The 12,536-nt window shown below is 37.5% G+C and carries 10 protein-coding genes and 1 pseudogene; 8 read left to right on the top strand and 3 right to left on the bottom strand.

The features are described 5' to 3' along the window. Positions 1-262: 262 nt before the first annotated feature. Together M0D58_RS01640 and M0D58_RS01645 are read right to left on the bottom strand one after the other, a co-directional pair. Positions 263-2,547 (bottom strand): annotated as a pseudogene (locus tag M0D58_RS01640) (glycoside hydrolase family 3 protein). Positions 2,548-2,557: 10 nt separating this feature from the next. Beyond that, positions 2,558-4,822 (bottom strand): TonB-dependent receptor, encoded by a 2,265-nt coding sequence (locus M0D58_RS01645; RefSeq protein ID WP_248393068.1) that lies wholly within the window; start codon positions 4,820-4,822, stop codon positions 2,558-2,560. Between the two features lie 81 nt (positions 4,823-4,903). On the opposite strand from M0D58_RS01645, the gene M0D58_RS01650 reads away from it, so the two are divergent. From M0D58_RS01650 to M0D58_RS01660, 3 genes are all read left to right on the top strand, one after another. Then, on the top strand, positions 4,904-5,062 hold the full coding sequence (locus M0D58_RS01650; protein ID WP_248393069.1) for a hypothetical protein: 159 nt from the start codon (positions 4,904-4,906) through the stop codon (positions 5,060-5,062). 302 nt (positions 5,063-5,364) lie between these two features. Further along, positions 5,365-6,114 (top strand): NUDIX hydrolase, encoded by a 750-nt coding sequence (locus M0D58_RS01655; protein ID WP_248393071.1) that lies wholly within the window; start codon positions 5,365-5,367, stop codon positions 6,112-6,114. A 5-nt stretch (positions 6,115-6,119) separates the two neighbouring features. Beyond that, entirely contained in the window at positions 6,120-6,581 is a 462-nt protein-coding gene (locus M0D58_RS01660; RefSeq protein ID WP_248393073.1) for an NUDIX hydrolase, read from the top strand. A 10-nt stretch (positions 6,582-6,591) separates the two neighbouring features. Here the strand turns inward: M0D58_RS01660 and M0D58_RS01665 are convergent, their stop codons facing one another. Then, positions 6,592-6,822, bottom strand: a complete 231-nt coding sequence (locus M0D58_RS01665) for a hypothetical protein (protein WP_248393075.1) — start codon at positions 6,820-6,822, stop codon at positions 6,592-6,594. 154 nt (positions 6,823-6,976) lie between these two features. On the opposite strand from M0D58_RS01665, the gene M0D58_RS01670 reads away from it, so the two are divergent. From M0D58_RS01670 to M0D58_RS01690, 5 genes are all read left to right on the top strand, one after another. Continuing rightward, positions 6,977-9,868, top strand: coding sequence for an AsmA-like C-terminal region-containing protein (locus M0D58_RS01670; protein ID WP_248393077.1), 2,892 nt, complete (start codon positions 6,977-6,979; stop codon positions 9,866-9,868). Position 9,869: 1 nt separating this feature from the next. Next, a complete protein-coding gene (locus M0D58_RS01675) occupies positions 9,870-10,481 on the top strand; it encodes an alpha-ketoglutarate-dependent dioxygenase AlkB family protein (RefSeq protein ID WP_248393079.1) in 612 nt (203 codons plus the stop codon). Between the two features lie 124 nt (positions 10,482-10,605). Further along, positions 10,606-10,824, top strand: a complete 219-nt coding sequence (locus tag M0D58_RS01680; RefSeq protein ID WP_248393081.1) for a hypothetical protein — start codon at positions 10,606-10,608, stop codon at positions 10,822-10,824. 381 nt (positions 10,825-11,205) lie between these two features. Further along, positions 11,206-11,436, top strand: a complete 231-nt coding sequence (locus M0D58_RS01685) for a glutathione synthase (RefSeq protein ID WP_248393083.1) — start codon at positions 11,206-11,208, stop codon at positions 11,434-11,436. A gap of 103 nt (positions 11,437-11,539) precedes the next feature. Beyond that, positions 11,540-12,535: an SDR family oxidoreductase gene (locus tag M0D58_RS01690; RefSeq protein ID WP_248393084.1), complete on the top strand. Its 996-nt coding sequence runs from the start codon at positions 11,540-11,542 to the stop codon at positions 12,533-12,535. Position 12,536 lies beyond the last annotated feature (1 nt).

Genomic DNA, 12,536 nt, shown 5'->3' on the forward strand with positions numbered 1-12,536 from the left:
ATTAAATTGTTTTTATCTTTTTAACCGCAAAAAACACAAAAGTTTTTGATTTTGACACATTAGTCACTTTAGATTTAATTTTAAAATGCTGAAAAATCTTAGAACACAGAAGTTTTGAAAATATTGGATTTCCATTTTGTTAACTATTTTAAAGTATTATTTACAGCTATAATTCTTTTGTGTTTTATTTAAATTTTAATCTAAAAAAACCGGACAAAAATGCCCGGTTTAAGACATCAATTACGAATCAATTTATGATGAATCATTTTTTATACTTCTCTGTTCTTGCATCTTTGATAACACCAGACCAGTTCATTCCGTATCCGAAATCGTAGCTGTGACCTTCAGAATCTTTATGCGTTTCCATATCGTAAGGCACGTCTTCTTTCTGCTTTTCCACCGTTGTCATATTTGCTGGCATCTGATGCGGAAGCAATCCGGAAGGTTCATACTTTCCTGTAATGATATCCAAAACGGCCTGATTGGATACGTTGAAATTCATAAGAATCGCATCGGCGTGCTTTTCAAATTCATTAAAAACCATCGGTTTTGATGCGGTTACAGAAACAATCACAGGTTTTCCGTTCATTGCTTTGTAAGTGTTCTGGATGGTTAATAAATCTGTAAAGTTGGTTGCTGTTGAAGTTTTATTTTTAAACGTTCTGTCGTGTACATTCGGTGCTACCACAGGATCTCCCGCTGCAATACTTTTCTCACGGGCTTCTGTTGCAGTATAAGTCTGGTACTGAAGCGAAATCGGGAGGTAACCGTTTCCGCCCTCTGCCACATCAATGTCGCTGTATCCGCCTTCTTCACTGTGCGGACTTTTTACGAAAACCAAGGCAAAATCAGCTTTTGAAGGGTCTTCAGTGACGTTATAATGTTTCTTTACTTTTTCAATATCGATAGTATAATCTAAAGACGGTGCCGTGTAAATTCCCCACCAGTTAAACGTTGCCGGAGAATATCTCTTTGGAATATAAACCGTTTTTCTTTCTTTAATCGGAAGAATATTTTTTTTAACATCACGATGGATTTTACCTGAGCTTCGTAACCTGCTTTCATAAATTCAGGATTACCCACTATTTTCTTGGTTTCTTCAACATTGACGTAAGGATTTTCAAACAATCCGGTTCTGAAGAAATTTCGCAGCAAACGAACGGCTGACTGCTCAAATTTTGCACGATATGCTTTTTCACCATGCTCTTTCACACCCATCTGATACGCTTCCAAAACAGGTCCTTTATCATTATTTCCTCCGAACTGGTCAACGCCCGCTTCCAAGACTTTGTAATGACGTTCAGCGATGGATAATTTTTCTGCACCCCAAGGTTTTCCGGCAAATCCGCCCGGAGATTTTGGTTCGTCAGCGGTAATTAGCCAGTCGGTGCAGACTACGCCGTCGTATTTGTATTTACCACGAAGTAAATCGGTGATTAGATATTTACTGTATCCGTTTCCAACGTTTTCTCCGTTTTTGGTATCTTGATTGAAACTAATCGTATAATAAGGCATTACCGCGGCAGCTTCTTTCGTTCCTCCATTGAGTTTGAAAGCACCTTCTGTAAAAGGTTTTACGTGGTTCTGGAAATTATTTCCCGGATACACCGCGAATTTTCCCATTGCCCAGTGAGCGTCGCGACCGCCTTCCTCAGGTCCGCCTCCCGGCCAGTGTTTCACCATGGCATTCACACTTTTATTTCCCCAGCCGTTTTTATTTCCAACTGTCGTCTGAAAACCGTCGATATAACCTCTCGCCATATCTGCTGTTAGTTCTGGGCTTTCAGAAAAGACATAGGCAATTCTGTACCAACGAGGTTCTGTACCCAAATCGATTTGAGGTGATAAAGCGGTTGCAATTCCCAAAGCCCTGTATTCCTGAGCGGCGATATTTCCGAATTTTTTTACCAATTCCGGGTCAAAAGTCGCGCCCATTGCCAAACCATCCGGCCAAAGAGAGATTTGTCCGCCAGCACCTTCATTAAATTCGGCTGTTACTGTTGCAGAATGTCTCGGGTCCGTACTGTTGTTGGCGGGAATTCCCAATCCCAAGCCTTCAATGTACGCCTGGATGTTGTTGCTCCATTTCGCGGCAACTTCCGGTGATTCTACTGTTGTTACCAGCACATGACGCAAATTATCTTCCTTTAAAAATTTCTTCTGCTGATCCGTAAGATCCCATGCATTGGCACCGCTTTCTTTATATAATTTTCCATTATATTTTCCGGCTCTGAAGCCGTCTGCTGGAGCAGGAACAGACTGGTGACCGCTGTATAGCATCAGACCTGCAATCTGCTCGATGGTCATTTTTGAAGCTAAATCTTTCGCTCTTTCATCAACAGGAAGTCTCCAGTCTTCGTATTTATCGAGTTTTCCGTTTTTGTTTAAATCTTTGAATTTATTTCCGCCAATGATTAGAATTTTTACTCCCGAATCTGCGGAATATCCTAAAACCGGACCTTTAGAATTGGTAACCGTTTGAATATTCTGTGAAAATGCTGTTATTCCGAAAAATAATGCAGCCACATTTAAAACTGTCCTTTTCATTGTTTTACATTTAGAAATTAAAGCTTACTGAGAATTGTCCTGTTAATGGCATAATGTAAGTTCCCGTCAACAATTTTCCGTAGTATGGACTTGCATCTGTGATCAGTTCGGCACCGTTAATTGTTCCGCTGGCTCCTCTTTGATTCAGAAAGTTGATCACTGTTGCGCCAACGTTAATGTTTTTATTCACCGTATAACTCACACCGCCGAAAGTTTCCCATCTTGGGGCAAAATATAAGGCATTCGTAAGATTCGCATATTGTTTTGAGAAATATCTGAAACTTGCCCAGAATCTCCATTTGTCAACGGTATAGCTTGGGTCGATTTCCATCAACACTTTAGCAACGCCCAATACATTATTATCACTGTAATTGTAATCTTTTCCGAAAGCATTGAAATTAAATTTCTTGTATACCGGATTCTGGAACGTCACCAAATAATGTAAATTGAATCCTTTAAATGGTTTTAAAACAAAATCAGTGGTCCAGCCTAATGTCTGAATATCATAATAAACCGTTGTCGTTTGAGCCTGAGAACTATTGGCTGGGTTTACAAGATTATATCTGTTAAGGTTGTTGTTTTTCTTAAGATAAGTCGCCTGAGAAATCAATTGGATCCAGTTGGTGTTCCAGAAAACCCCGAATGCTCCCAATGGACTTTTAATTTTATTGGTATTCGGTTCGAAAGCCTGAGAATAACTTTCCAGTCTTCTGTTTTCTTCGGTGTATAAGAAGTTGGCTAAAACTCCGAAGTTTTTGGTAATGTTGTACGTTGCATTCAGGCTTCCTGCAATCTGGAAGAAACTCTGACTGATATGATCAAACTGAGCAGGATCTGTGAAGTTGAAACCAATTGTTCTTGGCGTCAGAGAATATTCACCGTCAAGGATGTGATTTCTCAAATGCAATCCATAGCTTACATTGAAGTTGTCGGTAACTTTCCATTCATCCGTTCCATAGATTGACAATTTGTTTTCTGTTCCGCTGTGATATTCTCCGCCTGCATTATAATTGTAGAAACCGTCTGCATCTGTATTTGGGCCGATCAGTCTTTGCGGCTGCGGTTCAACAGTCTGAAAGAAGAAGGTACGGTCGGATGTGAATTTGTTAACGTGGTAAAATTGTTCCAACACTCCGAAGGTTACATTGTGATTTCCAAGCTGTTTATTTAAAGAAAAACGTCCCGCAACGCTGGTGATCGGAGTCTCCGGTGTGTACATTCCCAGAATTGTTCCTACCGGACCTGAATAAGACTGACCATTGGAAGCCAAAGTATATCCTGCTGAAGAGTCCGCATTGAAAATACTTAAAGGGATCATATTAGACATTTTCACTTTAGAAAAATGCGCTCTTGTTGAGAATTTAAAATTCCAGCCGCTGTCTAAAAGATAATTACCGAAAATATCGATATTATGCGATGTTGATCTGTTATCATTTCCACTCATCGAGCGCCACGAATACTCACCGGTAAGAATATCTTTTACTTTCATCAGCCCGTCTCTTACCACATAAGAATCTCTGCCGATTTTGAAATTATCGAGCTCGGTCACTTTACCTTCCGCTCCATATTGGAAAACGGCATAATTGGTTATACTGTAAGAATCTGCATATTTGTATAAAACCGAGATTTTACCCTTATCATTATTGAAATATTTGGTAATACCTGCTCTGAAAATTTTGGTTTCATCAGCATTTCTTGCGAAGCCTAATTTGTACGTACTCGGGTCAAAGTTGGCAAAAGCACCTACGGTATACGTCCATCCGTTTTTGGAAACCGGTCCGGAAACATTAACATCTCCCTGAAGCCATCCAAATGTACTTGTTGTAAATTTTCCTTTTACTTTAAGATCTTTTGTTCCTGTCTGAGAATAAGAATTAACTGCAAAACCGAGATCACCCATCGTATTGGCGAGCTGATCCATTTTTAAAAGCCCGGTTTTTTCTAAAGCTACACTTTGTCTCCATGTTTTATTCGGGAGTTCCGGCCAAAAGAAATAGACAGCGGGAAGATCATTTTCAAGAATCGTAATTCCGCCTACGGTGGAAGGTAATCCGATATTTACATCCCGCGGACTTGTATTGTTTGCTGCGTTCAGCATTACATTTCTGTTGTTATCTTCTTTTGACGAAGTGGTAACCGTTTTTACGCCTTCTTCATTTTTAACCACTGCTTTTACTGCTGTTTTCACTGAAGCACTGTCGGTTTCCTGTCCAAAAGCTGTTGCGAAGGAAAGCATCAATGCCAATGCTGAAATCTTAAGAGTTGATTTTCTCATTGCTTAGTTTTCTAAATTCTATATAGTTGTTATCGTACATGTTTAAAGGCATAGCTCATCCTGCATCCAAAAAGTGTATGGATGAAACTTATTTCAGTACCGGAATTATTTTTACAGCCGGTATTCCTCAGCATCGGGTTTCTCGAAAATGGGTCAGCAGCTTTTGCTTTTACTGATCTGCTTTCGATTCAGTGTAAAGACGGTTGTCTTTCGATTCAATTCTTTATTTCTAAAGTGTAATCGTCGAAGCAATTTCGTTCAGATTAGTGTTTAAATTCATTGCTTCTGTATGAAGCAATACAATACTACATTCTTTTGTTCAATTATCCAAAAAAATGTTAATAAAATTTAATAATGTAATTTAGTTGTTTGATAATCAATTATTTGAACTTTTTATTTTAAAAATATAATCATTGTTTCCTATTGAAACAATGATTATAAATAACCAAATTGTTCCCGAAAAAGTATCACGATACGGCCCTTTTTAAGTTTTTTCAAAATTTTTACTAGATTTGTTTAATAAAATTTTCCCAAATTCCCGAATGGATTCCAAACAACAAATTCTAAATAAATCTAATGAGCTGAAAGAGGTTTTTTTACCACACCTTTCTGCCGATCCCGTCATTTTCGGTTTTGATCAAAATGAGCTCAAGGTTCTTCTTCTTAAAATGAATTATAGAAAACAGTGGCTTTTACCGGGAGGATATGTACAAAAAGACGAAGATCTTGATGAAGCTGTCGTGCGTATTTTGCAGGAAAGAGCCGGAATCACGGGAGTATATCTTGAAGAATTCGGTGTTTTCGGCAAAAAGAACAGAAGTGAGTTTTATTTTGAGGATTTTGATGAAACGCTTTTTCACAAGCAGAGATTTGTCACAATAGGCTATTATGCACTCTATAATCCGGGCCGTTTTAAGCTTATAGCCGATGAATACAGTGAAACCTGTGAATGGGTTTACCTAAGTAAACTTCCTGAAATCGAGCTGGCAATGGATCATAGGGATATTATTGAAAAAGCATTGTTAACATTAAGAGAAAAAATTTCACATAAACCAATAGGTTATAATCTTTTACCTGAAAAATTTACGCTTTCGGAATTGCAGAAACTGTATGAAGTGATTCTCGGGAAAGAACTCAACAGAGGAAATTTTTACCGGAAGATTAAAAATATGGGGATTCTTAAAAAGCTTAATGAACAAAGAAAAGGAGGTGCTCACAAAGCCCCTGATTTATACTCATTCGATAAGAGAAAATATATGAAAGCTCTGGAAAACGGGCTCAACAGCTGGTAATTATCATGAAAATAAGTGCAGGAATTTTGCTGTTCAAAAGATCGGAAGAACATACTTTTTATTTTCTGGTGCATCCGGGCGGACCGTTTTGGAAAAATAAAGATTCGGGAGCATGGTCCATCCCAAAAGGAGAAGCCGAAGAAGATGAAAGTTTACTGGACCCTGCGAAAACTGAATTTTTGGAAGAAACTGGAAAAGTTGTGAACGGAAATTTTATTGAACTGATGCCGATTACACAAAAAGCCGGCAAGAAAGTTTTTGCATGGGCGTTGGAACAGGATCTTGAAACATCCGGATTAAGCAGTAACATGATCACAATCAGTTGGCCGCCAAAATCAGGAAAGACCATACAAATCCCTGAGGTAGATCGTTGGGAATGGTTTTATTCAGAAGAGGCAAAGCAAAAAATAAATCCCGCACAGGCAGGATTTATTGTTCAGTTGGAAAAAATTCTTTCATCCGAATAATCGTTTTTACTTATTCAGTGGTTTCTTTTTTGAAACTTACCACTTCATAATTTCCGTCGGTACAATATTTTTTACAGCTTTCATCGTCGAAAGACTCCGGGGATTTCAGAAAATCTTCAATAAATTTTGCACTTTCATCCGTATTCGCGGGTGTGATTATTACATGAAAAAGATTCAGTACAGATTCGTCGGCATTTTTCAGGGATTCCTTTTTATGTTCTTTTGCTTCGTTAAAGTTCATACTAATATTTTTGTTTTTGGCTAATGAATAAATTATGCCATCACAGATATTTTTGTTTAATAAGTAAATAATTTTAGAGTTATGATAGAATAAATTCAATAGTAATGGCTTGATTTTAGATAAGTGTAATTTATTAAACTAAAATTGAAAATAGATGGAAAGGTTTAAAAGAATCGTTATAAAGATTCTGAAATGGATGGGGATTTCAATCGCATCCATTCTTTTTTTGATGTTTATTATCCCTATTTTATTTCCGGGAACCATTTCGGAACAGGTAAAAATATTTGCCAATCAGCATCTTGCCGGAAAGCTTGATTACAGAAGAACCCACCTTACATTTTTCAGGCACTTTCCTTCGCTTACTGTTTCGGTAGATGATTTTTTATTGAAAGGATCAAAACCTTTTCAGCAAGATACTTTACTTGCTGCACGTGAAGTTGCAGTAGGAATTAATCTAAAAAACCTGATCTTCGACCGTGAAGTTAAAATTGATGAAATTTACGTAACGGATGCCTACGGAAATGTTTTTGTTAACAGTAAAGGTGAAGCTAATTATAACGTATATGTTTCAAAACCTTCACAAAAGCCTAAAGATACCACAGGTTCAGGAACATCGATAAAACTTGATCTTATCAAACTTAAAAACTGGAATATTACCTACAGAGACCATGCAGCAAGAGTTTTGGTAGATGCGAAAGGGCTTAATTACACTGGACGCGGTGGATTAAGTGAAGATATTTTTGATCTTGAAACTGATTTGGATATTGATAAACTTGATTTCAGCCTCAATAGAATTTATTATGCTAAACAAAAAACACTGCATGCGGATCTTATCACAAGGATCAATACGAATGCGCTGACCTTTGTATTGAGAAAAAACGAATTGCGAATTAATGATCTTCCTTTAAAATTTACCGGTTTTTTAAGTATTCTCAAAGATGGTTACAATCTTGATGTAAAAGCAGCTTCTGAGAAAACAACCATTCGGGATATGATCTCCGTTCTTCCGCCACAATATCTGGATTGGGCAAAAGATACTAAAATTGAAGGCAACAGTGATCTTTTTTTTAATCTGAAAGGCCGTTTTAGCGAGCAGAAAAACCTAAAGCCGCGACTTAAAGCAAGATTGCTCGTAAGGGACGGATTTGTTTCCAACGGAAAAGCGCCGGTTCCGATGAATCATCTCAACATGGATCTGAATGTTGATCTGCCTTCTCTTGATACGAATCAACTGGCAATCGATCTTAAAAATCTCGGTTTTGATCTCGGCCCGAAGAACAGTTTCAAAGCGGTAGTAAAAACAAAAGGTCTGGATGAAATGCAGATCAATGCCGATATAAAAGGAGCAGTGGATTTGCAGACACTGGATCAGGCATTAGGTTTGAAAGATATTGATATGCGCGGCCTAATGGATACCAATATTAAAGCCAACGGAGTTTTCAGTCTGGACAAAAAGTTATTCCCAAAAACCAATGGTTACCTCAATCTTAAAAATGGCTGGCTTAAAACAAAATATTATCCGAATCCTATTCAGGATATCAACATTGTAGCCAACATTACTAATACAGACGGGACTTTTAAAAGCCTTGGCGTGAAATTGGATCCTTTCCGGTTTAATTTTGAAGGAAATCCTGTTTTTGTAAACGCAGATCTGCAGAATTTTGAAGATGTTTTGTATAAAGTCCGTGCAAAAGGAGTCCTGAATGTAGGAAGAATTTACCGCGTTTTTGCGAAGAAAGGCTTTGATGTGAGCGGACTAATTATGGCCGACCTTTCCCTGAACGGAAGACAAAGTTATGCGACTACCGGACAGTACAGCAAGCTTGACAATAAGGGTAATTTAATTTTAAAAAATATAAAAGCAACAACAGAATTTTTACCGAAATCATTTTTTATTAAAGAAGGAAACTTCCGGTTTGAAAATGAGAAAATGTGGTTCAGTAAATTCTTTGCGACATATGGAAAATCAGATTTTTCTCTGAACGGATATCTGCTGAATACGATCAATTATTTTATCGAAAGAAAAGGGACGCTGCATGGTAAGTTCAACCTGAATTCCAACTATGTCCTCATTGATGAATTTATGGCTTTAAAAAATGGCGATAATTCAAGGAAATCGATTGAAGTAGAGTATGCAAAAGTAGAAAATCCTAAAAGCAGCGGCGTAGTGATCATTCCTAAAAATCTTGACGTTTCTTTACAGACGAATATCAGGAAAGTAGAATTTAAAGGATTGGCATTAAATCATGTTAAAGGTCAGGCTTCCGTGGAAAAAGGCCAGGTTTATCTCAAAAATACGTCTTTTGATATCATCGGAAGTAAAATGAATATTGATGCCCGTTACCAGGATGAATCTCCGCTTACCGCCAATTATGATGTTGCCCTTAAGGTTTTGGATTTTGATGTACAGCGTGCTTACAAAGAAATTGATATGGTACGTGAAATGGCAACGGCAGCGAAAAATGTAAAAGGAATTGTTTCTGTTGATTACAAATTAAAGGGAGATTTCGACCGGAATATGAAACCGATTTATCCCTCTCTTGAAGGCGGCGGAATCGTTAATCTCCGGGATGTGGAAGTTAAAAACTTAAAAATGCTTTCTGCGGTAGGCGACAATATCGGTTCAAAAGCCTTCAATAATCCTGATATGAAAGGCGTCAATATTGAGACTCATATTAAGAATAATCTGATTCATGTTGATAAATTTACATTCAGGGTTTCTATTTTAAGACCAAGCATCAGCGGAACTACCAGCTTTAATGGTCTCCTTGACCTCAGAGTGAGAATAGGAATTCTTCCGGGCGGACTGATCGGGTTTCCTATTGTGGTAACCGGAACCCATGAAAACCCGAAAATTAAGATTTTCAGTAAAAAAGGACAGGGAATTCTGGATGCGGCTTACAACAGGAAGCTCAATAAAGTAATCCGACAGGAGAGAAGGGCTGAGAAAAAAACAAAAAGACAGCAGCGTAAAGAAAAAGAAGCGCAGGAAGAACGCGCTAAAAATGCCGAAAAACAGATTACTAAAGATTTAAAAGAAAAATAAAATGAGCCAGCTAAGCCTGTTTGAAGCAGATGAATATTATGAATTTCCGGAAGAATTGTTGGAATATAGAAAGAGTTTTTTATCTGAACAGGAAGCTTCGGAACTTTTTAATCAGCTTATAGCTACAACACCCTGGAAGCAGAACACCCAGAAGATGTATGATAAAACAGTTGTTACTCCAAGATTAACGTCTTGGTTCGGCGATAGCAGTAAAATGTATCATTTGGGAAATAACGATTTTCATGTCAATGAATGGTCTCCGGAATTGATTGGTTTAAAAGAGAAAATCGAAACATTTTCGGGATATGAATTTAATTCAGTACTCCTTAACCTTTACCGGGACGGGAATGATTCGGTTGCGTGGCATCGGGATAAGGAAAGCGAACTGGGAAATCGGCCCGTAATTGCTTCTGTTAGTCTGGGCCAGGTAAGGAATTTTGATTTCAGAAATATTAATGATCATCAAAAGAAATATAGCCTTGCTCTAGATCACGGATCGCTCCTGATCATGAAGGGGGACTTGCAGGTCAACTGGGAACATCGGATTGCAAAGTCTGTAAAGAAAATGAATCCGAGAATCAATCTTACCTTCAGGCTGATTCGTGAAATATAGCTTGAAATATTTATTCTTGAAAATATTTTCATGGTTATAATAATAAAGTGAAAAAAATAAAAGGCATTAACATAATTTGGCAAAGAAATTGTGTATTGATAACCAAAGTATTAAAACATCCGCTATGAATATTTCTTATTACGATTTTAAAAATATGCCTAATCAGGATCAATTCAGCTTAGTGATGAATGAAGGACGTGTTATGAACGAAAGAACAATTAATACTCTTAAGTATGTTCTTTACGAAATATCTCATTTTACGGTTGAAATGATTTACAATGTTCAGAATAATAAAATTGAAGGAATTAATGTATTCCAGAATAAAGGAGCGTACGCGATCTAAGTAACACAAACTGACAGGAAATAATGCAGAGCAGCTTTTAAATAAGCTGCTCTTTTATTTTGTTTTAATAGGATTGGAAAATTAACAACATCGAATTTTTATCATATTAATATTAAAAATTGTTTAAAACAAAAAAATCCTCAGAAATCTGAGGATAAAAACTAATAACCATGAAAACTCAAATTAAACATGAGTACTAGTATATATTAAAATATTATGCCACTAAGCTTGTCCGGCCGGATTTTTTAATATTATTTATGAGTTTTTTAGAAAATATATAATTTTTGATTTTAATTTGGAGAAAAATTTAAAACACGAATTTTAATGTTCGGAATTAGTCGCTCTTGGCACGGTTTATTCAGTATTTACAAAAATATAAATATGGCACATAAAAATTTCAGAAAAGAAGACTTTGTTAAAGAAGAAGGTTCAGATCTTTACCAAGTGGAATTCCGAAAAGGAAATATAGGCGAGGGAGCTGATTTAATTGTTGAAAGACAAAAAGAAGATGGAGAATACGAAAACCTTCAGGCAGAAATCAGGAGGCACAATGATCGTATTTTTATCTGCTGGAGTGAACCTTTCAACGGTAGAGTAATTTTCGACGAATAAAAAATCCCGACTAATTTCCGGGATTTTTGTTTATTATAAGCGTTTGAGGGATGTGGCATAATAATAGGTGAGTTATAGATAATTAACCAAAACCAATTACAAAATGAAATCCAATAACGAAATCCACGAAAGCCTTAAAGGTAAAACAGTTGTCATCACCGGCGGAAGCAGCGGAGTAGGGAGAGCAGCAGCTGAAGCATTCGCTCTGGAGGGCTGTACTATCGTTGTGGCTGCGCGCGGAAAAGATGCACTTGACGAAACCGTTTCTTTATGCCGTGATCTGGGAGTTGCTGCACTGGGCGTTCCTACTGATGTATCCATCGCTGCCGATGTTCAGAACCTTGCTAATAAAGCATTACAGTTTAACGGAAGAATAGATATATGGATCAACAATGCAGGAGTAATGGCAAGCGGTAAGTTTGAAGAAATTCCTATGGATCTGAACGAACAGGTGATCAAAACCAATCTTTTCGGATATATGCACGGTGCATACAGTGTTCTGCCGATTTTTAAAAAACAGGATGACGGAATTTTAATCAACAATATATCAATAGGAGGTTTTATGCCGGCTCCTTACAGTGCAGTGTACTCTGCTACCAAATTCGGAATCCGGGGGATGATGGAATGCCTTCACGGTGAGATTTCAGATTTCCCGAATGTACACATATGCAATCTGTATCCGCAGATTCAAAGGTCTACCGGAAACATGCATTCTGCTAAATTTTCCGGGCTGGATTTTAAAATTCCTCCTTTTGCTGCAGATCCCCGGGATACCGCTGCGAAATTTGTACAGCTTGCTAAAAATCCACAAAAAGAATTATTCCCGGATATTACCTCCAGACTTCTCACGGGAGTTTATAAACTTTTTCCAAAACCCGTTATCAATACCGCTTCTGCCGGAATGAGAATGATGATGAGAATGAAAAAGGCACCGTCAGATTCTGGTAATATCTTATCACCTTCACCCGAACCGCATCGGATTTACGGTTATACCATGTTTCCTGTTCCTTCCAGGAAAACAGGATTGGCAGTAATGGCAGGACTTGGATTAGGACTGGCTTTTATGTTTCTTAAATTAAAATCATCCAACGAAAATTAAA

Source organism: Chryseobacterium nepalense (genome assembly GCF_023195755.1).
Classification (GTDB): Bacteria; Bacteroidota; Bacteroidia; order Flavobacteriales; family Weeksellaceae; genus Chryseobacterium; species Chryseobacterium nepalense.